Origin of the sequence: Methanobacterium bryantii, assembly GCF_002287175.1 — an archaeon.
Taxonomy (GTDB): Archaea; Methanobacteriota; Methanobacteria; order Methanobacteriales; family Methanobacteriaceae; genus Methanobacterium_D; species Methanobacterium_D bryantii.
This window is the reverse complement of the sequence record NZ_LMVM01000001.1, coordinates 488,255-510,901: the sequence shown is the minus strand read 5'-3', so window position 1 is coordinate 510,901 and position 22,647 is coordinate 488,255. Positions and strand designations below refer to the sequence as shown.

22 protein-coding genes are annotated in these 22,647 nt (G+C 32.9%); 10 read left to right on the top strand and 12 right to left on the bottom strand.

Annotation, left to right across the window (positions count from 1 at the left end; all coding sequences use genetic code 11):
• Positions 1 to 42 precede the first annotated feature (42 nt).
• Positions 43 to 519: an RNA-binding protein gene (locus tag ASJ80_RS02455; RefSeq protein WP_069584634.1), complete on the bottom strand. Its 477-nt coding sequence runs from the start codon at positions 517 to 519 to the stop codon at positions 43 to 45.
• A 575-nt stretch (positions 520 to 1,094) separates the two neighbouring features.
• Here ASJ80_RS02455 and ASJ80_RS02450 point away from each other — a divergent pair.
• The 5 genes from ASJ80_RS02450 (at position 1,095) to ASJ80_RS02430 (ending at position 5,289) form a co-directional block, all read left to right on the top strand.
• Positions 1,095 to 1,337: an LSm family protein gene (locus ASJ80_RS02450; protein WP_048080615.1), complete on the top strand. Its 243-nt coding sequence runs from the start codon at positions 1,095 to 1,097 to the stop codon at positions 1,335 to 1,337.
• A gap of 91 nt (positions 1,338 to 1,428) precedes the next feature.
• Entirely contained in the window at positions 1,429 to 1,611 is a 183-nt protein-coding gene (locus ASJ80_RS02445; RefSeq protein WP_048080616.1) for a 50S ribosomal protein L37e, read from the top strand.
• Positions 1,612 to 2,481: a toprim domain-containing protein gene (locus ASJ80_RS02440; protein ID WP_069584632.1), complete on the top strand. Its 870-nt coding sequence runs from the start codon at positions 1,612 to 1,614 to the stop codon at positions 2,479 to 2,481.
• 95 nt (positions 2,482 to 2,576) lie between these two features.
• Positions 2,577 to 3,983: an amidophosphoribosyltransferase gene (gene purF / locus ASJ80_RS02435; RefSeq protein WP_069584630.1), complete on the top strand. Its 1,407-nt coding sequence runs from the start codon at positions 2,577 to 2,579 to the stop codon at positions 3,981 to 3,983.
• Positions 3,984 to 4,101: 118 nt separating this feature from the next.
• Complete coding sequence (locus ASJ80_RS02430) at positions 4,102 to 5,289, top strand: peptidase U32 family protein (protein WP_069584686.1); 1,188 nt, start codon at positions 4,102 to 4,104, stop codon at positions 5,287 to 5,289.
• Positions 5,290 to 5,495: 206 nt separating this feature from the next.
• On the opposite strand, the gene ASJ80_RS02425 is transcribed toward ASJ80_RS02430, so the two are convergent.
• From ASJ80_RS02425 to hypE, 10 genes are all read right to left on the bottom strand, one after another.
• The gene (locus ASJ80_RS02425; RefSeq protein ID WP_069584629.1) at positions 5,496 to 6,908 is read right to left on the bottom strand and encodes an MATE family efflux transporter; all 1,413 of its coding nucleotides are present in this window, start codon (positions 6,906 to 6,908) and stop codon (positions 5,496 to 5,498) included.
• Between the two features lie 373 nt (positions 6,909 to 7,281).
• Positions 7,282 to 8,751: an MDR family MFS transporter gene (locus tag ASJ80_RS02420; RefSeq protein WP_069584627.1), complete on the bottom strand. Its 1,470-nt coding sequence runs from the start codon at positions 8,749 to 8,751 to the stop codon at positions 7,282 to 7,284.
• 5 nt (positions 8,752 to 8,756) lie between these two features.
• Positions 8,757 to 9,212: a MarR family winged helix-turn-helix transcriptional regulator gene (locus ASJ80_RS02415; protein WP_069584625.1), complete on the bottom strand. Its 456-nt coding sequence runs from the start codon at positions 9,210 to 9,212 to the stop codon at positions 8,757 to 8,759.
• Positions 9,213 to 9,232: 20 nt separating this feature from the next.
• On the bottom strand, positions 9,233 to 10,030 hold the full coding sequence (locus ASJ80_RS02410) for an MBL fold metallo-hydrolase (protein WP_069584623.1): 798 nt from the start codon (positions 10,028 to 10,030) through the stop codon (positions 9,233 to 9,235).
• Between the two features lie 407 nt (positions 10,031 to 10,437).
• Complete coding sequence (locus ASJ80_RS02405; protein WP_069584621.1) at positions 10,438 to 11,004, bottom strand: DUF106 domain-containing protein; 567 nt, start codon at positions 11,002 to 11,004, stop codon at positions 10,438 to 10,440.
• 415 nt (positions 11,005 to 11,419) lie between these two features.
• The gene (locus tag ASJ80_RS02400) at positions 11,420 to 12,607 is read right to left on the bottom strand and encodes a histidine kinase dimerization/phosphoacceptor domain -containing protein (RefSeq protein WP_069584618.1); all 1,188 of its coding nucleotides are present in this window, start codon (positions 12,605 to 12,607) and stop codon (positions 11,420 to 11,422) included.
• 11 nt (positions 12,608 to 12,618) lie between these two features.
• Positions 12,619 to 13,062, bottom strand: coding sequence for a response regulator (locus ASJ80_RS02395; RefSeq protein ID WP_048080623.1), 444 nt, complete (start codon positions 13,060 to 13,062; stop codon positions 12,619 to 12,621).
• 189 nt (positions 13,063 to 13,251) lie between these two features.
• A complete protein-coding gene (locus ASJ80_RS02390) occupies positions 13,252 to 14,181 on the bottom strand; it encodes a sensor histidine kinase (RefSeq protein ID WP_069584616.1) in 930 nt (309 codons plus the stop codon).
• Positions 14,182 to 14,369: 188 nt separating this feature from the next.
• Positions 14,370 to 14,771: an RDD family protein gene (locus tag ASJ80_RS02385; RefSeq protein ID WP_069584614.1), complete on the bottom strand. Its 402-nt coding sequence runs from the start codon at positions 14,769 to 14,771 to the stop codon at positions 14,370 to 14,372.
• A 108-nt stretch (positions 14,772 to 14,879) separates the two neighbouring features.
• The gene (hypE, locus tag ASJ80_RS02380; RefSeq protein WP_069584612.1) at positions 14,880 to 15,890 is read right to left on the bottom strand and encodes a hydrogenase expression/formation protein HypE; all 1,011 of its coding nucleotides are present in this window, start codon (positions 15,888 to 15,890) and stop codon (positions 14,880 to 14,882) included.
• 685 nt (positions 15,891 to 16,575) lie between these two features.
• On the opposite strand from hypE, the gene ASJ80_RS02375 reads away from it, so the two are divergent.
• The 5 genes from ASJ80_RS02375 (at position 16,576) to ASJ80_RS02355 (ending at position 20,836) form a co-directional block, all read left to right on the top strand.
• Positions 16,576 to 16,956 carry a 30S ribosomal protein S8e gene (locus ASJ80_RS02375; RefSeq protein ID WP_069584610.1) on the top strand — a complete coding sequence of 127 codons (381 nt, stop codon included), beginning with the start codon at positions 16,576 to 16,578 and terminating at the stop codon, positions 16,954 to 16,956.
• Between the two features lie 222 nt (positions 16,957 to 17,178).
• Entirely contained in the window at positions 17,179 to 17,826 is a 648-nt protein-coding gene (locus ASJ80_RS02370; RefSeq protein WP_083241027.1) for a DNA polymerase domain-containing protein, read from the top strand.
• A gap of 198 nt (positions 17,827 to 18,024) precedes the next feature.
• Positions 18,025 to 18,705: a TIGR02253 family HAD-type hydrolase gene (locus ASJ80_RS02365; RefSeq protein WP_069584606.1), complete on the top strand. Its 681-nt coding sequence runs from the start codon at positions 18,025 to 18,027 to the stop codon at positions 18,703 to 18,705.
• Positions 18,706 to 18,821: 116 nt separating this feature from the next.
• Positions 18,822 to 20,369, top strand: a complete 1,548-nt coding sequence (locus ASJ80_RS02360; RefSeq protein WP_069584604.1) for an ATP-binding protein — start codon at positions 18,822 to 18,824, stop codon at positions 20,367 to 20,369.
• Between the two features lie 194 nt (positions 20,370 to 20,563).
• Positions 20,564 to 20,836 (top strand): SemiSWEET family transporter, encoded by a 273-nt coding sequence (locus ASJ80_RS02355; protein ID WP_069584602.1) that lies wholly within the window; start codon positions 20,564 to 20,566, stop codon positions 20,834 to 20,836.
• A 175-nt stretch (positions 20,837 to 21,011) separates the two neighbouring features.
• Here the strand turns inward: ASJ80_RS02355 and pheS are convergent, their stop codons facing one another.
• A complete protein-coding gene (pheS, locus tag ASJ80_RS02350) occupies positions 21,012 to 22,541 on the bottom strand; it encodes a phenylalanine--tRNA ligase subunit alpha (RefSeq protein WP_069584600.1) in 1,530 nt (509 codons plus the stop codon).
• Positions 22,542 to 22,647 lie beyond the last annotated feature (106 nt).

Sequence of the window (22,647 nt, the reverse complement as noted above, 5' to 3'; positions counted from 1 at the left end):
ACTCACTTTTAAAGTTGCATAACCATTTATGATCTAAATAGTTTATATGACCAGATTCCACAATTTGTCGCCGATATAATGGATCGCGCTTACCGCTTTTCCTTCATTTTGTTCCACCATTTCCTGGCCAGAAATAAGTGCTTTTCCTATTGCAAGAGGTTTTCTATGTGTTTCCTCAATTATAATAACAAAATCGCCTTCCATTATATCTGGATCAGCACCAACAATGCCTGGACTCATTACATCTGCACCCTTTGCAACGAATTTAACAGCACCCATATCCACTACAACATATTTTTTAGTGAGTTCAAGCTCTAGTGCCCCTTTAATTGTTGGAAAAGGGACTTCATCGATCATCATGATTAACGGCTTGCCGTCAATCAGTATTATATCATAAAGGTCGCTTTCAAGAATTTCAACTTTACTTTTTGGAGAAATTAATGTGGAATAATCTCCAAGCTCCTTTTTTACTTTCTTTAATTTCTTTTTTTGAAGATAGTATCTTTTCCGGATTTTCAATTTTAAACACCTGATTAAATCTATTTATATCTTTATCTAACACTATTTAAATTGTAATGTTTAATTTTTAAACCGAAATGATTTAAATTCTTTAATTTTTAGAATTATTTTATTTTAGACAATATAATCTAATATATTCTAAAAAATATTTTGAATGGATTTACAATAACCTTAAAGTTAATAAGTTAGTTATCTTTAAATTTAATCTAAACATTATAATATTAACGGTGATCAAATTCATCATGTGATTATATAGGTCAGTATCTATTTTTAAAATACCATAATTTAAAATTATATAAAATTTAGATACTGGCATGTGTAACTTCATTAAAATAGTATTCTATTTAAGACTTAAATATAATTAAATACCAAAAAATACATACTAACCATCACTACCATTCCATTTAATGGATATATGGTTTGTTTTAAAAAAATCTATTTCAAAAAATATTGAAGTAAAATGATGGATATTTTGTTGACTTATGACCAAAGTCCATGTTATACTTTATAATTAATGAAGGATACATTTAAATATAAATCACACCAACAATGAAGTTATAGGAAAGGTGATAATTGTGAGTGTACAAAAGAATGTGAATGTTTCAAGACCACTTGACGCGTTAGGTAAATCATTAAACTCCCAAGTATTAATCAAGCTTAAAGGCGGAAGAGAATTTAGAGGAGTTTTAAAAAGTTTTGACATGCACATGAACTTAGTATTAAATGATGCTGAAGAATTAGAAAACGGGGAATCATCCCGAAGATTAGGCGTCGTGCTTATAAGAGGAGACAATATAGTTTATATATCTCCAGGATAAATCTAAAATTTAGATAACAAACTACTTTTGATATCTAATTTTAAAGATCGAATTTTGATACAATATTAACATAATTAAGGAGGATTAATAAATGAAGGGAACGCCATCATTTGGTAAGCGTAACAAAAAGACCCACATAAGATGTAGAAGATGTGGTAAAAATTCCTATCATGCAAGGAAAAAATACTGTGCAGCATGTGGTTTCGGCAGATCCAGCAAAATCAGAAGCTACAACTGGCAGAATAAAAAAATTACAGGATATAGGTTGAAATAGATGGATATTAAAAATCCGATTGATGTACGGATAATTGTAGAAGGTGCATCAGATGTGGAAAGCGTATCTAAAGCTATGAAAAATATAGCTTTAGGGGCTGAATACCACATTACCATATCCTCTATAATTCCTACAACAAGCTCCGTAATAGCAAAAAAAGCTGTAAAAGGAGCAGATATTGTTTTAATTGCAACTGATGTTGATGCCCCAGGACGAGAACTTGCAGAAAAGTTCCAAAAGATCCTGAAAGATGACGTGGGACATATAGAACGGATGAAACTTCCGTTTGGTCATGACGTCGAGTATATGGATCCTTATCTTATACAAACTGAGATTAAAAATGCTATAATAAGGTCAGGATTAATTTCTATAGCTAATATTAAATTATTTAGAGAATTACAGGATAAATTAAAAGAATATGAAAAAACTATTAAAGATTTATCCACAAAAATTAAAGATTTAGAAGCATTGAATAGTGAACTTTCCACTGAAAATCAAAATCTGCAGGATACAGATACTAAATTAAATGAAGAACTGGAAAGTTTAGAAAATAAATACAACTCACTGCAAATTGGATTTAATTCAATGAAGCATGAGTACGACGAAGTTCAAAATAAAGAATTATTTGAAGCATTCTCTATTAATGAGTTATGGAAAGAAGTTTTTGATGAAAAGTTAGAAAATAAAGAACAGATTTATTTTATAAGTAATGAATTTAAGCCAGAAAATGTAATAGTCGGCCAGGACCGAATTGTTGCATTATCTAAGAAAGATGCTGTTGAATGGCTTAAAATAATCAGAGTAGTCCTAATTTTTTATGATTCTAAAATCGAAGAACTAAAAGAAGAGTTTGACAAAGGAAAGATTTAATTTGAAGTGTCTAAAAAAAAGATATATTAAATCAAACCCTAAATAAATTTATTTTCACTTAAAGAATTATCTAGAGAAAATCAGGAGAATTAAAATTGCGAGATAAATGCGGTATTGTAGGGGCTTATTCTCACAAAAAATCAAATAATATCTCAAGACCTATCTATTATGGTCTTTATGCATTACAACATAGAGGACAGGAATCTGCAGGTATATCAGTGCACAATGGGGAAAAAATGAGCACATATAGAGGCATGGGACTTGTCTGTGATGTATTTAACAATGGAAATATTGAAGGACTTGAAGGCTATGTCGGAATAGGGCATGTGAGATATTCAACTACAGGTAAATCAAGAATAGAAAATTCACAACCTTTTTTCAGCGAGTTTGATATGGGAACCATTGCAGTTGCCCATAATGGCGATATCATCAATTCAATGGAACTGAGAAAGGAATTAGAAGAGCAGGGCTACGAATTTAAATCCACCACTGATTCTGAAGTTTTATGCCACCTGCTTATTAAAAAATATCACAAAACTGGAGACATAATAAAAGCTGTTCAAGAAGTTTCTAAACGTTTGATAGGCTCTTATTCACTGGTTATATTATTTAACAATGATCTGATTGTTGTAAGAGATCCAATTGGAATTAAACCTCTTTCACTAGGAAAAGTTGACGATATAACTCTTGTTGCATCCGAAACAGTTGCCTTTGATGTAGTAGGAGGAGAGTACATCCGTGCGGTAAAGCCAGGAGAAATAATGCTTATAAATGATGAAATAAAAAGTTTCAAAATGCCAACAGCCGAGTCATGCAAACAAGCGCACTGCATGTTTGAATATGTTTACTTTGCACGTCCAGACAGCATACTTGATGATAGATATGTCTATGATGTAAGGTTAAAGATTGGAAAAGCACTTGCAAAGGAATTTCCTGCAGAAGCAGATGTTGTAATGCCTGTGCCTGACTCAGCAATAACTGCAGCTATAGGCTATTCCAGAGAATCTGGATTACCTTATGGTGAAGGGCTTATAAAAAACCGTTATATAGGCAGAACTTTTATTATGCCAACTCAAGAAGAACGTGAAACTTCCGTAAGGTTAAAAATGAACCCTGTTAAAACAGAACTGGAAGGTAAAAAAATAGTTCTTATAGACGACAGTATTGTAAGAGGTACGACATCTAAAGCTCTGGTTAACATATTACGGGAAGCAGGAGTTAAAGAAATTCATTTAAGAGTAGGATGTCCACCTATAATTTCACCATGTTATTATGGAATTGCAATGGCAACCAAAAGGGAATTAATAGCATCTGATAAAGAAGTAGAGGAAATAAGAAAAACTTTAGGCGTAGATTCTCTTGGTTATTTAAGTGTAGATGCACTGGTTGACTGTATAGGTATAAAAAGAGATCAGCTCTGCCTTGGATGCCTTACATGTGAATATCCAACAAGATTACCTGATAATATTAAAGAATATGAAGCAAGGCGCTGTACCTGCTGAATTTACAACTTTTTAATATTTTAACTTAAATTTATTTTATTTTACTTTTTATGCAGAACTATTTTTTTAATAGTGGAATCTAAAAATAAATTAACAAAAAATTACACTGGTGATGAAAATAGTAGAACTACTTTCACCTGCACGAGATTTCCAGGCATTGAATGCAGCAATTTCAAACAGTGCAGACTCTGTTTATGTAGGCATTGAAGGATGCAATATGAGGGCAAATGTTAAAAATTTTACAGTTCACGACCTCAAAGAAGCAGTAGAAATATGTCACGATGCAGATAAAAAGATATACCTCTGCACAAACACGATAATGAAAAATAAGGACATATCCTATTTAAAAAAAATTATCCCTACTATTTATCATTATGAAGTAGACGCATTAATCGTTTCTGATCTTGGTGCACTTAAAATTGCTCGGGAAAACAATATAGAAGCACACATGAGCATACAAGCCAATGTTTCTAATTTTGAATCCCTTAATTTACTTGAAGAGCTTGGAGTTAAACGTGTTGTCCTTTCAAGGGAGTTATCACTTGAAGAAATTAGGGAAATTAAAGAAAACACTAATCTAGAGATAGAAACATTTATACACGGGGCTATGTGCGTTGCGGTTTCTGGAAGATGTTTTTTAAGCTCGCATCTTTACGACAAAAGCGCAAACTGTGGTGAATGCTTACAGCCCTGTAGAAAAGAATGGAAACTTACATCTGAAGATGGAAATGAGTTTAAACTTCTTCAAAATGAAAATGAAAGCCATATCTTAAGTCCTAAAGACCTCTGCACAATAGAACATATCCCCGAACTTATTGAAGCGGGAATTGATGTATTTAAAATAGAAGGAAGAGCTAGACCTGCAGATTATGTTGCAACAGTTACCAAAGCTTATCGAGAAGCTATCACCAGCTATGAAAGTGGTTCGTGGAAATTTGATGAAAACTGGATTGAAGAACTTAAAAAAGTGTTTAATAGAGGTTTTGATACTGGATTTTACTTTAAAACTCCTTATAAAACCAGCAGGTACAATGAATCAACACATATTAAAAAAGACATTGGTTCCGTTGTAAATTATTATAAAAATGTATCTGCAGCTGAAATCAGGCTCTGGGATGATCTGGAGGTTGGAGATGAAATCATAATAGAAGGAAAAACAACAGGATCTTTAATTCAAAAGGTTGAATCAATACAGATTGATGGTAAAGATATAACCGAGGTTCAGAAAAGTCAAAACGTAGGTATAAAAGTTAAAGATAAAGTAAGGCCTAATGATCTGGTTTATAAAAGAATCCAAAGGCAGTAATTTTGAAAATTAAATATTTCAAAAGTGATTTTATATATTCCTTTTATCATAAATCATTTTAAATCTAAGCTTATTTTACTATACACTTTTAAATAAACATGAGCTTTATTTAACACTTATTTTAAAAATAAATAAAAAAGAGTATCTGATTACAAATAACTTTTGTTAGATGTCCATCAAATTATCTGTTTAATTTACAGTATCTTTTAATCAGGGTTTTCAATGCTCTGCAACCTGCGGATGTAAGTACGCGCCCATACGTATGCAACTATACCTCCGAGAATATCCCCTGCAACAATTCCCCACCATACTCCATATTCTCCTAGACCAAAGAATATCGCGAATATGTATGCAAATATTGCAATAAAAACCAGGTTTCGAAGCAATGTCAGCATGAGGGATGTCATTCCCTTACCTACGCCCTGGAATGTTGAGCTGGACATCACTCCCGGAGGCATGAAGATGTAGAAGAAACACATCACCTGAAGGAATGCTGCAATTGTAGGTGCCAGAGAAGCACTTTGAGGAGTATATGCAAATATCATGGCAATATAAGGAGCGAATACAAATGTCAGGACACTTGTAGCTGCCGCTATAATAAGCCCCACCTTTATAGAGTACTTATGGGCTATGGAAATGTTTTCATACTTTCTGGCCCCGTATGAAACACCGGCAACTGTAATTACAGATGTCCCCACAGCAATTATGGGCATTGTAGCCATCATCACAACTCTCCAGCCTGCAGAATAAACTGCAACTGCATCTGTTCCTGCAACTACAACCAGCAAACCGTTTACTATACCTGCTAAAATTGACATTATAAGAAACTCAGCACTTGCAGGTAGACCAACGCCTAAAATACTTTTGGCGACTATTTTATCCGGCATAAAATCTTTAATTGAAAAGGAAACATAAGTATCCTTTTTTACAAAGAACCAGTAAAGCAGAACAACAGATACAAATCCCATAGATATGACTGTACCCCATGCCGCTCCTGAAATACCCAAACCTGCCCAGTAAATAAGTATAGGGTCAAGGATCATGTTCATAACTGAAGATATTATCATTGCATACATTGTCCTTTTGGCATCTCCCTCTGCACGGAGTACTCCATAGCCTACACCTGTAAAGAGCATTAAAATAGTTCCTGCAAAAGTGACCTGTCCAAACTGGACTGCAAGATCTATTGTATTTCCCGCGCCAAGAAGCATGAGTATAGGTTTAAGGAATACAATAAGCAGCACGGTTAGAATAATTGAAATACCTACTGTAATGAACAATGAATGCAATGTGGCATTGTTTGCGCATTTTTTGTTATCCGCCCCTATATAACGTGCTATTGCAGATGCTGCACCGGCACCAAGACCATTACTGAGACCAACAAGTACCAGATACAATGGTGTTACAAATCCAACTGCTGCTAGAGCATCTCCCCCCAGACCCGCAACCCAAATTGCGTTGACCAGGTTGTAAAAGGTCATTAGAAGCATTGAAATGATCATAGGACCTGAAAGTTTGATTATTGCCTTTCTTGGGTCCCCAGTTATCAGATTAACTCCTTTTGTCTTATCATCTCCAAGTGGAGAATTTAATGTTGATTGTGATTCATCTGTTTGCATTTATAATTTCACCAAAATTTAGTTCTTATTACTAAATACAAAAAAATTGGGACTTATAATGGAAAAGTACGCCAATATAAGCTTAATTTAATTTTTTTGCCTGTTTTTTCGTTTATTTTAATTTTTATTTTAATTTTTCACGTATATACGTTAAATTACTAGGTATATAACTTTTTTGAATTAAATTTAAATTAGAAATTCTTATTTTAAAAATTTAATCCCTAACAATCATTATTACATAACCCGAAATATGAGTAGTGCACAGGGCATCATGTTAAAATAAAGGAAATAGATTCCCACTAACTTAATAAATACTGAAAAAATATTTTCAGAGGTTAAATCTAGTTTAAAACATTTAAGCGAAATAAATTATTTATTTCGCTTCATCAACTGCATTACCTGGAATTTCCGGAGCTGAAGATTCATGGTTTAAAGATGCTTCTTTAAGGAAGAATGCAATGGCCAAACCTGCAAATGCAAGTGCTATCGATGCTAAGAAAACGTTCTGTATAGAAAGTGCAAGAGCCTCTTTTTGACCCAGATTTACCATAGATGGACTTGCCAGAGTTGCATTTACTATATATCCAAACACTGGAATTGCCACTGTTGACCCAACATTCCTGAAAAACTGCATGGAAGCCGTTACAATTCCTATTTCCCGTAAACTGAAAGAATTCTGCACGCTTATTGTAAATACGGTGTACATCATTCCGGAACCTAAACCCAAAATTGTGGAATATGCAAGCAGTGCATAAGGAGAGGAATCAACGTTCAGTGTTGCCAGGAGTATAATCCCAATTCCAGTAATTACAAACTCTGCAATAGCGAGTTTTTTGTATTTTCCAGTCCTTGAAATAATTTGCCCAGCAATATTGGATGCTATTGTAAGACTTATTAGCATGGGTATCATTAAAAGCCCTGCATTTGTGGCGCTCATCCCCAAAATATTCTGCGCAAATAAAGGAACATATATTATTCCTGCAAATATAAGTGCACTTGCCAAAAAGTTTTCTACCGATGAAACAGTGAATATTGAATTACTAAACAGGTTAAGGGGTAAAATAGGTTCCACTGCCCTTTTTTCAGCCCAAACAAATAACACAAACATCACTGCTGAAAAAATCAAAAACCCAACTATTTCATACATAGGATATACATTTAAATCTCTTGCAAGTGTTAATGCCAGGAAAAGTCCACTTAAAGCCAGAGTAAATGTTATAATCCCTGAATAATCAATTACTTTTTTTACACCGTCTAATTTAAAGTTAGGAAGAGAATACATAAGTATGATTACAGCAGCTATTCCAACTGGAACATTTACAAAAAATATCCATCTCCATCCAACAGCGTCTGTAATTACTCCACCAAGTATCGGCCCTAAAACACTTGAAATTCCAAATACAGAGGCAAGTATTCCCATGTATTTACCTCTTTCTTTTGGGCTGAAAATTTCTCCAACCAGAATAAATGGGAGGGACAATAATATTCCGCCACCAATTCCTTGAAGGCCTCTAAACAGGATCAATTCAAATATATTGGTAGAAAAACCACATAACATAGAGGTTATGACAAACAAAATAATTCCAAATATTATAATTATCTTTCTGCCGTAAATATCTGATAATTTACCAAAAAGGATTATTGCAATGGTTGATGTTAACATGTAAGATGTAAACGGCCATACATAGTATTCCATTCCCTGTAAGTTGCTAATGACCCGAGGCATTGCGGTACTGATTATAGAATTATCCAGAGCAGCTACAAGGAGTCCCACCATCAAACCTGCCATGATCATGATTATTTTATTTTTACTAATATTGTAATGAGTTTTATAATGATCCATAAATATCACTTATTATCCATTTTTAGGAGTAATTTCTTTATATTTTCCAGAGAGTCATTAAGAACTTCAATTTCCGCTTCAGTTAAATTTAAAATATTTTCTTTGATATTTTTCTCTACAGCTTTACGCCCTTCAATCAAGAAGTTCTTACCCTCTTCAGTTATTTCAACTTTAACTATTCTCCTATCATCTTTACTTCGTGATCTTTTGACATTTCCGTCTTTGACCAGTCTATCAATTAAAGATGTCATATTAGGTTTAGAAGTAAAAAGCATCTTACCTATCTCAGATATTGGCAGTGGGCCGACATGAATTAAAATTCCAAGTACCTGGTAATATCCAGTTGGTTTGCTGTATCTTGAATGCTTTTCATGGTTAATTGATGTTTTTATTTTTCTGTAAAACAGAGGATAATAAATTAAAATATTATCCACCATTTTTTCAAATTCTTTTTCCTGCATATTTTCCACTTGAATTTAGTTCATAACTGATTTTCATCGTAAATGATGCTTGTTTTATTAAATTTACAAACAAGTCCCTCTCCAAAAAATGTTTGTTCTGGTTTTCCACTCAATTTACCTTCCAGAATTTCAGAAACACCATCTATTAATTCATTTAAAATCGCTTTATCAATGGGAGTTTTGCCGTGTCCCGGTAATATTTTATCATACGCTTCCTCAAATGAACATACATGCACAATGCTGTCAAAATATGTGCTTAACGGAAGAGACGTATCAAGATGCATCAAAACTGGCGCAGTTTGTACAGAATCACCTGAAAACAGCAGTTCATTTTCTTCATCCAGTAAACAGATGCTGCCATGAGTATGCCCTGGCACTGCTATAACTTTCAGGTCCCTTTTACCTAACTCAAACACATCTCCTTCTTTAATTGTTGAAACACTGCCCAGTTCTGCGTTGATCCATTTTTCCTTAGAAAAATCTGCAGAATGCTGGTCTTTAAAACGGTTTTCAATAAGTTGTTTACGTGTCTGCTTATTATAAAATGCATTTAACATGCCTTTATCTTCATTTGAAATATAAAGATCACTAAACTGGAATGCACCACACACGTGATCAGGATGCCCATGAGTAATTATCACATTTATAGGTAATGGTGTAATCGATTGAACCAGTTCCTCCAAATTGCCAAGTCCCCAGCATGTATCAATTAAAAGAGCTTTTTCTTCACCTTCAACTAAATAACATGCCACCTGTGTTTTGTCATGAATGGCCCATGTTTTGTCTGCAACCTTTTTCACTTTAAACCAATCTTCCATGTTTTTTCTCCATTTAGTTAATTTTTATAATAGTTATATTTTTAGAACTATTATAATAATATAATTATTATGTATTTAAACCTTTTGAAATTCTAGGACTTTTAAAAAGCTGTCAAAGTGGAAACCTACTAAACTTTCAGTTTAATAAAAGTCCAAAAATCATAGCTTTTTGACAGGTTTTTTAAGATTTATACCCATAAAACGCAGGGTTTGATGACTTTTAAAAAGTTACAAATTTTTCAGATACAGTATTTAAAACTTAAAAAACAGAGAAATTCATTTAAAATAAGAAATTTATACAAATAGCAATTTAAACGTGCTAAAAATTCATTTTAAAAAGAAAAAGAAGATAATTTCCTCTTATTTAAAATTAACAGGAAATATTTAGTTTAATAAAAATTTTTTTATTACATAGCACTTGCATTTTTAACTCCCAGGAATTTCCTGAATATCTGAGAAAGCGCAAATGAACACAGGAAGTACCAACCAAACCATGAAACTGCAAGTGGTCCAAGTGGTACATGGACATAGCTTAGTGGAATTGCATGCCATAGCGGAACTAAAAGCACATAATAAGCAAATGCAGGTAAGTTAACCGCAACCTGGTTCAATAATGGTGATTGAAACATCCAGTAATATATAACAAGTATTGGAACCCATGTCACTATCATTGGTTTAAATGACATGAACATCATCTCTTTTTGAAGACCCATGAACTCCATCTGCTTTTTTTGCATTTTCTCCAGTGCTTCTGGATCATTTGAATTTCTTGCCGCCACCATCTCCTGGTTGAATTCCTTCATTTCTTTTTGGAGAAATGCAAGCCTGTCCTGATTTACTAGAAGCTTGGTTGCAACAGTGGTTATTAATGCAACCACAGCAGCTATTAAAAATATAGTCAGTATCGGACCAAATGTATTAACAATTGGATTAAATACTGGATTTAATGCGTTGAAAACTGATTCAAATACCATCTAATTTCCTCTTTGTTTTAAGTTAATCTATATAATTCTAAAGTTTATTTTTAAATTTAAATTCTGATAATGCATTACTTTTCAAAAATAGAATACATTTTATAGTTATTACTGTTAATTCGTCATTTTTATACAGTTTAGTAAATGAACTATTTAACAATTTTCCGCGATCTGAAAAATATTCATGTAACTAATTAAATGTTATAGTATATAAAGTCAGTGAACTTCATACACTCATTTTTAGTCTGTTCATCACATGAATTAATGTTAAATTGTAATCTTTATGAGAGTATCTTAACATTTAGTTAAGGTATTCACATGAAAATATTACATTACCTGCACAACTCATGGATATAAACATTATAAAAAATAAAATGGTTTTTTAATATATAAATGTAAAAATTTTCTAAGGGACCTAAAATTTATTATTATACTCAACTTCTTTAAAAACAATTTTAAATAATGTCCCATTATCTCTTTCAAGCTCCACTGTACCTCTTAATTGACTTGTTAAACTAATTACAAGTTGCATACCTAATGAATCTGTATGACGGAAGTCTAAATTATCTGGAAAACCTATACCATTATCATAAACAGACATGGTGTAAATTTCATTTTCCTTAGTGATATTTACAGCTATTTTATCTTTTTTATCAAATGATTGGCTGTTAGCACGAGTTCTATTTGCCAGAAATCCATGTTTTATTGAATTTGTTACCAGTTCATTGACAATAAGTCCACATGGAATCGCTGTATTAATATCTAATAAAACATCACGGATATTTATATCCGGCTCGATATTATCAACACCGTAAGAATGGAACAGGTCCAGTACTAAACTTTTTACATAGTCCCCAAAGTCAATCCTTGCCAGATCTTCTGATTGGTACAATTTTTCGTGTATTATAGCCATAGATTTCACACGGTTCTGACTTTCCTTATAAATATCAAGCATTTCCTCATCATTAATATAACGAGATTGGAGATTTAAAAGGCTGCTTATTATCTGTAAATTATTTTTAACCCTGTGGTGAATTTCTTTTAAAAGTATTTCTTTCTCTTCAAGAGATTTTTTAAGCTTATTTTCTATTCGTTCGCGTTCATCCATTTCTGCACGTAACTCATCATTAACTCGAGATAATGCTTTTGTTCTTTCTAAAACTTGCTGCTCTAGCTCAAAATGCGCCTTTTTCAGTGCGTTCTGTGCTTTTTCACGTTCAATTTTTTCATGACACTCCTTTAATGCCCTTTGCATGGCAGGTACTAATTTAGAAAGGTTATTTTTGAATATATAGTCTGTAGCACCTTCTTTAAGCGCATTTACTGCAAACTCTTCACCTATTTTACCACTTACAAATAAAAAAGGAGTATATGGGCATTCTGAATTTGCAATTTTTAAGGCCGAAAGACCGTCGAACTTAGGAAGAGAATGATCAGCCAGGATCAAATCAGGTTTTAGAACCTCAAGTTCACTTATAAAACTTTCTTTAGTTTCCACTCGCCTTGATAAAAATTTTACTCCTTCACGACGCAGTTCATACTCTATCAATTCTGCGTCAAAGGCAACGTCCTCCAGGATCAGGATTTTAAGTTCTTCTTTCATGTTACTCTCTCTTATTCTGGTGGATTATTAAGTAACATCCAGTACAATCCAAGTGTTGAAACCGCTTCTGTAAATGCATCAAATTCAACGGGTTTACTAACGTAACTATTTACTCCAAGTTCATAACTTTCTACTATATCTCTATCTTCTTTAGAAGAAGTAAGGACAACTACAGGGATCATTTTAGTTCTTTCATCCGCTTTAATAGTCTGAAGGACTTCTAAACCATCTACTTTAGGCATTCTCAAATCAAGTAATATCAATCTTGGAAGTCCTTTTTCTATATCCCTTTCAGAATATTCACCTTCGCCAAATATAAAATCCAACGCTTCAGCACCATCTTTAGCCCACACCAATTTATTGGCAAGATTATTTCTTTTTAATGCTCTAATTGTAAGCTCAGCATCCGTTTCGTTATCTTCTACAAGAAGGATTTCAACTTCATTTAAATTCATTTAATATCTCCTTAACCAATTTAACTTTAAATTATTCCATTTTATCAGGCAGCCGTCGAAAATGCGCCGCATTTTCGGGTATCCAAAGTCTACGACTTACAAAATCTTCGATTTTGTAGCCGAGAAAACAAAGCACTTGAAAATCGAAGATTTTCGGTGCGTCAAAATTCAAAGAATTTTGACAGTTTTCTACGGCTTTGGAAGCGTGAAATAGATGGTTGCTCCATTATCGATTTCTCCTTCTCCCCAGACATGCCCTCCATGTCTCCGGATAATGCGCTGAACAATAGAAAGTCCTACACCAGTACCTTCAAATTCATCAACGCCGTGTAATCTCTGGAACAGGCCAAAAAGTTTATTTACATATTTCATATCAAAGCCAGCCCCGTTATCTCTAACATAATAAATGTTTTCATCTTTTCCTTTTTTTGCACCCACTTCAATAATCGCTTTTTCCCTAATTCTTGTAAACTTAATAGAGTTAGAAATAAGATTAGTAAGAACCTGAGTAATTAGCGTCCTATCGCCGTAAGCCTTTGGAAGAGACTTAAGTTCTAATTGAACATCTCTATTTCCCATCGAAGGTTTCAATTCTTCGAATATATTTTCTACAAGTGATTCCATGTCTATAAGAGATATTTTCATTTCTTGGCGACCTGCACGGGATAAAAGAAGAATATCATCAATCAATTGGCCCATTTTCTGGGTATTTTCCCTGACAACATTTAAAAGTCTTTTGCCCTCATCATCAAGTTTGTCCTCATAGTCTTCAATTACAATACGAGAAAAACCATCTATTGCTCTAAGAGGAACTCTTAAATCATGTGAAACAGAATATGCAAATGCTTCTAATTCTTTATTAGCATCTTCAAGTTTTTCACTTTCTTTTTTTAAATTTTCATTCATTTCATTGAGAATTCTAACTTTCTCAATTCGTTCCCCTAAAAACGCTATTACAATAGCTATAAACATGATCATAACCAGTTGATAATAACTATCAGAAAATGAAGCTCCAAACCGCTGGTAAAAAAGCTGAATAAATATTAGTATAGCTGCTAAAAATATCGGTGCAAACCATGTCCTTTTTCTTCTCCATATGGATTTTGAAATAACTGGCATTGTATCTCCCTTATTTAATATAACTTCAAAAAAAGTATATTCCATTACGTATTATTAAATATATGCCTTGATAAGCAAAAAAAGATAAAAAGTAAGCAAGTAATACAAAAAAATAAATTTTTCAGCATTTATAAAAAATTATAAATCCAATTCTTATTAGCAACTACTAAAAAACCATTTTTAGCCCATTATGCTTTCAATTTAACATCAGTACCTGCTACTTCATCTAAATATCTTAGCTTTGAGTTTCCAGCTATATAATCTACTATAATATCCAAAATTAACGGAATTCCCAAAATTTTAGATATATTTCTTATAAAAGCTTTCTGGTAATTCATTTCACCATCATCTACAACAACTTCAATTTTCATCACACTTTTACCTGGAGTTGTACCTAATTTTCCTTCAAAGTAAGTGAAATAAACCATAACAATCACTGCAGTTACAATAAGCCAGTAATTCAAAATTCCAAATGCATTTGTTACAGCAAGTAAAGGATATACAATACCACTGAAGACCCACGTAATAAGTATTACAATTAAAAAATCTATTATTAAAGCTGCAAAACGTTTGCCCCATAAATTCTGCATTCTATTACCCCTCTTATCTTATAATATTAATCCATCTATTCTTAAGCTATAAATAATTTCCTCAAAAATCTGAGCACTAAAATCCGATTCAAATTTAAAAAAATAAGTTTAGCAGACCCTTGGTACAGGATCAGCTATTGGGGCTTCAAGAATTCTTTTCCCACCAAGTGAAGTCTCAATAATTACATGTTTATCATCTGTAACTTCACCAATAATCTGGGCATCTTTACCATATTTGGTACTTCTTATAGCTTCAAGAATTTCTTCAGCTTTATCAGCTTCAACACCCATTACTACTTTACCCTCATTTGCTACTTCATAAGGGTCAATTCCAAGCATCTCAGATGCTGCTATAACCTGTTCTTTAACTGGAATTTTATCCTCATAAACCATCATTCCAACACCAGATTTGGATGCAAGTTCATTTAAAGCATTTGCAATTCCTCCTCTTGTTGGATCTTTCATTGCATTTACTCCACCAATTTCCAAAGCTTTTTCAATCATTTCCCAAACTGGTGCAACATCTGACTTTAAATCAGTTTCAAATCCAAACCCTTCACGGTAAGACATGAGCGCAATACCATGATCTCCAACACTTCCAGTTAATATAATTTTATTTCCAACTTCAAGGGAAGCATCACTTGTAACTTCACCTTTTTTAGCTATTCCAATTCCAGTTGTAGAAATAACTATTTTATCAAGTTTATCTTTCTCCATGACCTTTGTATCTCCAGTTACAAGTGCCACATCTGCTTCAGTACAGGCTTCACCCATTGACTTAATGATTTTTTCGAATTCTTCACTTGTAAATCCTTCACTTATGACCATTGCATTTGCAATCGCAAGAGGTTTTGCCCCCATTACAGATACATCATTTACAGTTCCTGTAATTGATAATTTTCCAATATCTCCTCCTGGGAAAAAGATTGGATCAACAGTGTGGCTATCTGTACTGATCACGATTTCATACTCGCCAAAGGGAATTGTAGCGCCATCATCAAGCTCTCCAAGTCCTATTCCGCCATTGACATTCTTGTTTTTAATGTTACTCAGTATAATATCTGATATTAGGCTCTGCATTATTTCTCCGCCAGCGCCGTGTGCCATGCTAATTTTCATAAGTTCACCCTTTGTTTTTGTTTATTATGTATTCCTGTTTTAGCTTAATCTTAAATCAAGTCCTTTTTAGGATTTTAATGAACAAATTAAAATCCATTACTAATAAATAGCATACTAAAATATATATGGCTTGTTATTATTCTACTGTTAAAGAATTATTTTTTTACTTATTGTGAGTTGAACTTTCAATATTTAAATATATTTCCCGGATATGTTCCAATGTATTCAAGTGATTTAATTGTACAAAAAGAAATGAATCATTTATTTTTTTAATGATAAACACATAAAATGAAATAAAAATACTCTTGTTAGTCTAATTTACGAATTCATAAGAAGTTATCCTATAGATTTTCTGCAGAGTTCCTGTATTTGAACTGGACTATTTTTTAAAAGATACAGGATTTCCATTAACCATTTATAACATAAAATATAACTATTTTAATCAACAAAATCCTATTTACTATTTAAAGATGTATAGAAACATATTTAAATACATTCAAAGAAATATCTTGAAGTAGTTAATTTAAGGGATAGCTATAAATAAAGCGTCCTAGAATTAATATAATATACAACTATTCTAAAATAGTGCTTTTTTGAGAATGAAATATTCTTTAAACTGAATAAATTCTATTTAAATATATTCTCAAGTAACAAAATCAACCATAATTAATAAGAGGTGAATATAATGGCAATTTGGCAAGGAAAATCATTAAGAACTCCAAGTGGAGCGCGTGGTAAGCTTAACAAAAACAAAAGGAAATCTGAACTTGGAAAAGAAGCAGCAGAAACTAAAATAGGAGACAGAAAAGTCAAAAAAATCAGAAGCAAAGGTGGAAACGAAAAAATCAGGCTCACAAACGAAAATAAAATCAACGTAGTGAACCCTGAAACAAACAAAGTAGAAGTTGCAGAAATTTTAAACGTTGTTGAAAACAGCGCAAACACTCACTTTGTACGTAGGAACATTATAACAAAAGGTGCAGTAATTGAAACCAGTGCAGGAAAAGTCAAAGTGACATCAAGACCTGGTCAGCACGGTGTTATAAACGGCGTATTAATTGAATAATTCAATTAATACCATCTATTTACACTCTAAAATCTGTCAAAATCCCTCAAAAATCTATGATTTTTGGGGCACGAAAAACGAAGTTTTTCGTTAGTTTCAATTTTGACGCATGCAAAAACTACATTTTTGCAGTTCAGGAAATCAAAGATTTTTATTTGCTTTGATTTTCGGTTGCCCCAAACGCATAGCGTTTGAGGGTTCTAACAAATTTTGGTGTATCTATTGAACGAAGAAATTTTAGATAATGCTCAAAAGTTCCTTCAATCTGTAAACAAAGATTTACCAGAAGGAATGGAACTTGAATATGAAGGATTTTTCAAAAGAGGCTTTTTTGTCACAAAAAAAAGATACGCTCTTATTGAAGAAGACAATACCATAATTGTGAAAGGTTTAGAACTTGTAAGAAGAGACTGGGCACCAATAACTAAAAAAACCCAGCAAAAAGTTCTCGGTGCTATTCTAGAGGAAGCATCACCTAAAAAAGCAGCAGAAATCATTAAAAATGTCATTGAAGACATTAAAAAAGGAAATGTTGAATTAGAAGATTTAGTTATCCATACACAGCTTACTAAAGGCCCCTACGAATATACTCAAATGGCACCTCATGTTTTAGCCGCACGAAAATCTATAAAAAAAGGAAGAGATGTTGGAAGAGGTTCCATTATAAGATATGTTGTAGTAAAAGGAAGGGAACCTATAAGCAAACGAGCTGAACCCATAGAAGATGTGGATGTTTCAAAATACGATCCTACCTACTATATAGAAAATCAGGTGCTTCCAGCCGTTGGAAGAATAATAGAAGCACTTGGATATTCCGAAGAAGAAATACTGCACAAAGAGAAGCAGAGCAGCCTTGATGCATTTTTCTAAGTTTATTTTTAATAAAAAATTATAACTCCTTTTTAAATTTAAAAAATATATATTCTACTACATTTTAATAGATTTTAAAAGAATTTAATAAATATAAATAAATTTAAAAGTTTAAAATTAAATTTATTTCATTTTTCCTTAAGTATATATTAGTTGTAATTACAAGTATATTCATTGTAGTTATGCAGGTGTTTAATAATGATAAAAGCAGTTTTTTTTGATATTGATGATACCTTATATGATACCTCGGGTTTTGCAAAGCTCGCAAGGAGAGCTGCACTTAACGTAATGGTTGATGCAGGTTTACCTCTTTCAACTGATGAAGCATATAAGATTTTAAGGGAAATTATTGATGAATACGGCTCAAACTATGATAAGCATTTCAATGTATTAACAAAAAGAATTTTTGGAGAAGAAAAGCCACTTCTTATTGCACTTGGAATGATTACTTATCACAACGTTAAATTTGCGCTTTTAAGGTTGTTTCCACAGACAACAGCCACTTTAATTTATCTGAAGAAACAAGGTTATGATTTAGGAGTAATATCAAATGGAATTACCATCAAACAGTGGGAAAAATTGATAAGACTTGACTTGCATCACTTTTTTGACCATGTCATAACCTCTGAAGAAGCAGGTGCAGAAAAGCCGGATAAACATATTTTTGAATGTGCACTTGAAAAAATGGAATGTGATGCTGAAAAATGTGTTATGATTGGTAACAAGTTCAGTGAAGACATATTAGGTGCTGTAAATATTGGAATGTCTGCAATACTTGTTAACTCTGAACTAAAAGAGTCTGAAAAGGAATATATTAAAGAAAATTGTATAAAAATAGATGTAATATCCCATATAGGCGAACTTAAAGATATCCTCTAATTATTAAAAATCAGGAAAATAAGAACGCGCTAAAATGCACATTAAATACCTTAAAAGTTTATAAAATAGTGACAATAATATACAAGTAATTTTTCAGTTATTTTCAAGGTGATTCAATGAATTATTACCATGATGATTTAATGGAACAGATATTTGAGGTTCTTAAACAACCAAAATGTATTGAAGACCTTAAACTCTCAGAAGGCTTTGTTAAAAATTTAATTTTAAAGATCATATCAAGTTATGGAACTATTAAAACCAGCAGAATGAATGAAATAACCGGAATTCACTGGGACATTTTGGAAAAAAATCTCAGAAATCTAGAAGAAGATGGATTCTGTGCACCTACAGGTGGAGGGTTCCTGTTTTCAAGTGTTGAATACACTGTGACGAAAAAAGGACATGAAAAAGCCAGAAGGGCGTTAGAGGAAAACCCCTACATAGGTATGGCACCTGTTTCATACGATGATTATTATAGTATGATGGAAGCTCAATTAAAAGGGCGCTACCCAATAATAATACCTGAAGAGGTCATTGAAGAAACTTTTGCAGATGTTGTAGGTGTAGAACACGCTAAAAGGGTACTGTTAGAATCCTGTACTATTGGTAAAGGTATTTTTGTCTACGGACCTCCAGGAACAGGGAAAACATTTACAGTAAGTAAAATGTCAGACCTTCTCCCCCCACTTGTGGTTCCAAAGTTCATAGAATTTGGTGGGGCAGTAATCCAATTTTACGATCCAGATTTCCATAAAGCAACTCCTGAACAGCCAGAAGATCCAAGATGGGTTAAAATTCGCGCGCCATTCGTACTTACGGGGGCTGAACTTAACTTAAACAAACTTGAAACTAACTACAACCCAGATAAAGGAGTCTATGAAACTTCACCAATAATAAAAGCAAACGGAGGCGTACTTTTAATAGACGACCTTGGAAGACAGCGCGATGACCATGAACTCCTTTTAAACAGGCTTATCGTACCTATGGAAAATAAACAAGATGTTATTTATGTAAGGGGTGTTCCAGTAGTTGTTCACAGCCATTTTATACCTGCTTTTTCCACTAACCTGGATATAAGTATAATGGACGAAGCTCACTTAAGAAGAGCCCCGCTGCATATTTTACTTTCAAACCCTCATCTGGATGAATTATCTAAGGTTTTCAGGAAGAATCTAGATGATCTAGGGGAAAAATGCAGTGAAGAAGCCATAGAGAGGTTTTTAAAAGTTTACACTCCTATTTCTGAAGGTGGAGAAGGTTTAATGCCAAGCTTCGCTCATGCAAGAGATTTAGCTCAAATTGCACAATCAGTTCGTATAAACAGGAAAAAAGAGAGCATAGATCTAGATATTATGGAAGAAACACTCGGAAAACATATTCTTATCTACCTCCAAAGAATAAATATTGATGTTGCAGATATTGAGAAAAAAATACGGTCATATCGCGTGAAAACAAATGATTTAGAAGCTGCAGCTAATGCCCTTACTGATTATGGTGCATATACAATATCAAAGGAAGCAGATGCTCTTCTTTTAGACGTAGAAGAAACTATAACACCAGTACAACTTGCAGATTATCTGCAAAAGAAAAATATTAATGTAGAAAGGGTTGATTTAATTACAGAGTCTGTAAGAGAATTGAGAAAAGCGCTTTTACAAAGCTAAACCTTTCCCCATTTATTTTGGAGATCAAAACTTATTTTTATTAATTTAAACTTACTAGACAATACTAAATTAATTTTTAAATTCAACAAATAGTAGAATACTGTTTGCAAATTAATTTATAAAATTCATAAAGCTGAATAATGCTTTAAAGCTTGAACCATACCATAACAACTAAAAAAATAAGGGTTAAATGAATGGATATACAGACAATAGGGCTAATTGCAAGTATTATTACCATAATAATGTTTATAAGCCCAGTTGACCAGATTAGAGATATTATAAAAGATAAAACATCTCATGGAGTTTCTCCAATCATATATGGAATGATGATAATAAACGGTATATGCTGGGTTATTTATGGCTTTGGAATAAACAATTCGTTTATTATAATTCCAAATGCAGTAGGAGCTGTTTTAGGAACTGCAACACTATTTATTATATATAAATACCGATCTCATAAAGAGTAATCCATATTTTATATTAAAAAAGTATTTAGAGAATTATTACATCCTCCATAAGTTAATTAAAACAAATTTTCTTTTAAAATAGATATAAACATATTTTAGTCCCAAACTATTTTAATTAATCCTGATAGCTATTAAAATAAATAAAAATAATAGATTAACTGGAAAAAATCAAAGATTAATCCAGTATAACTGGTAAATCTCTTAACCAGCCAATATCACTCTTATAAAGCATTCTTATATCTTTAATACCAAGTCTTAACATTGCAAGCCTTTCGATCCCAATACCAAATGCTGCAACAGGTGTTTCAACTCCCAAAGGTTCTAAAACTTCTGGACGGAACATTCCTGATCCTCCCAGTTCTATCCATGTCTTTTTATCTGGAAGGTAAATTTCAGACTCAACCGACAGATATGTGTAAGGGAAATATGCCGGCCTGAACCTGGCTTTAAAACCTAATTTACGGTAAAATTCCTTTAAATAACCAAGTAAGTTTTTAAAGGTAAGATCTTCTGCAGCTACAATTCCTTCAACCTGATGAAACTCAGGAAGATGTTTATAGGTTATAGTTTCTCTTCTAAAGACTCTTCCAACTGAAAACATCTTGATAGGAGGTTCGTGTTCTGCTAAATATCTTGTAGATAAACATGTTGTATGGGTCCTGAGCACTGACTGTTTTGCGACATCAACATCCCATGAATAACCCCATCCCTCAGAACCAGTCGCTCCACCATTTTCATGGGCCCTGCGAACATTTTCTACAAGTTCATTTGAGGGAAGATTTACAGTTCTTGGCTCCTTGATATAAAAAGTGTCCTGCATTTCACGTGCTGCGTGATCTTGAGGCTGGAACAGGCAGTCAAAGTTCCAAAATGCTGATTCTAAAATTGAACCCTTGGATTCTGTAAATCCCATTTTAAGGAATATCTGCCTTATATCTTCAATTGTTCTCTGCAAAGGATGCATCTTTCCAGGGAAAAAATCAGGGTATTCTGCATGGACATCATAGCCCCTAAATTTCAAGTTCTTCCATGACCCTGTTTTTAACTGCTCATGGGTTAACTGAGTTGCCTCTTCCCGGATTTCTATTCCCATGTCAAGGAGTTCTTTTCCTTTTTCTGTTACTTTTAAATTGTACTTAGGCTCTTTTTTTACATGTATTATCCCTTTTCTTTTTCTTAAAAGGTCAAACCCTTCTTTAATTAACTGAGTAGGGTTGAAAAGGAGCATTTTATTTGCATCTAAAAGTTTATCCAGCAGCATTTCATCGGTATATTCTTTAGATACCGCTTCTTTTCCTTCTTCTGTTATTTTTACGGTTCCTTTATCAATTAAGGCCCATTTCTTTTTACGCAGCCATCCAATAGCTACCTTAACTTCAGAAGAATCCAAATCAGCTTTACTGCCGATATCCTTCATAGGAATAGATCCTTCCTCGTTTAAGACCCTCAATATTTTTCGCTCAGGTAAACCTTCTTCAGCGTATTCTTTTCCTGTGTCACTTAAACTGATTATTTCATCAACATCTTTCTGTACTTCTATAAGTCCTTTAGATTCTAAAGAACCAGCTGCACTCATCACAGATTTAATATTCATATCTTGAGTTTCAGCTATCTTTTCAGGTGTTGATTCATAATCTAAGGATTCCAATCCCTTTAAAACCTTTTTTTCATATATATGTAATTCATCAATGATATTTTGAAGCATTCTACTTACTCCCTATAGTAATCAGCTACCTTCTGGTAGTATAACCTTCCACTTAATTTTTATGTTAAATGTGTTAATCATTTCATAACAAACTAAAAACACAAAT

Coding starts and splice junctions, on each gene's coding strand:
- ASJ80_RS02445 (WP_048080616.1), top strand. CDS start 1,429: ATGAAGGGAACGCCATCATTTGGTAAGCGTAACAAAAAGACCCACATA.
- ASJ80_RS02440 (WP_069584632.1), top strand. CDS start 1,612: ATGGATATTAAAAATCCGATTGATGTACGGATAATTGTAGAAGGTGCA.
- ASJ80_RS02425 (WP_069584629.1), bottom strand. CDS start 6,908: ATGCAAACAGATGAATCACAATCAACATTAAATTCTCCACTTGGAGAT.
- ASJ80_RS02420 (WP_069584627.1), bottom strand. CDS start 8,751: ATGGATCATTATAAAACTCATTACAATATTAGTAAAAATAAAATAATC.
- ASJ80_RS02415 (WP_069584625.1), bottom strand. CDS start 9,212: ATGCAGGAAAAAGAATTTGAAAAAATGGTGGATAATATTTTAATTTAT.
- ASJ80_RS02410 (WP_069584623.1), bottom strand. CDS start 10,030: ATGGAAGATTGGTTTAAAGTGAAAAAGGTTGCAGACAAAACATGGGCC.
- ASJ80_RS02405 (WP_069584621.1), bottom strand. CDS start 11,004: ATGGTATTTGAATCAGTTTTCAACGCATTAAATCCAGTATTTAATCCA.
- ASJ80_RS02400 (WP_069584618.1), bottom strand. CDS start 12,607: ATGAAAGAAGAACTTAAAATCCTGATCCTGGAGGACGTTGCCTTTGAC.
- ASJ80_RS02395 (WP_048080623.1), bottom strand. CDS start 13,062: ATGAATTTAAATGAAGTTGAAATCCTTCTTGTAGAAGATAACGAAACG.
- ASJ80_RS02390 (WP_069584616.1), bottom strand. CDS start 14,181: ATGCCAGTTATTTCAAAATCCATATGGAGAAGAAAAAGGACATGGTTT.
- ASJ80_RS02385 (WP_069584614.1), bottom strand. CDS start 14,771: ATGCAGAATTTATGGGGCAAACGTTTTGCAGCTTTAATAATAGATTTT.
- hypE (WP_069584612.1), bottom strand. CDS start 15,890: ATGAAAATTAGCATGGCACACGGCGCTGGCGGAGAAATAATGCAGAGC.
- ASJ80_RS02375 (WP_069584610.1), top strand. CDS start 16,576: ATGGCAATTTGGCAAGGAAAATCATTAAGAACTCCAAGTGGAGCGCGT.
- ASJ80_RS02365 (WP_069584606.1), top strand. CDS start 18,025: ATGATAAAAGCAGTTTTTTTTGATATTGATGATACCTTATATGATACC.
- ASJ80_RS02360 (WP_069584604.1), top strand. CDS start 18,822: ATGAATTATTACCATGATGATTTAATGGAACAGATATTTGAGGTTCTT.
- ASJ80_RS02355 (WP_069584602.1), top strand. CDS start 20,564: ATGGATATACAGACAATAGGGCTAATTGCAAGTATTATTACCATAATA.
- pheS (WP_069584600.1), bottom strand. CDS start 22,541: ATGCTTCAAAATATCATTGATGAATTACATATATATGAAAAAAAGGTT.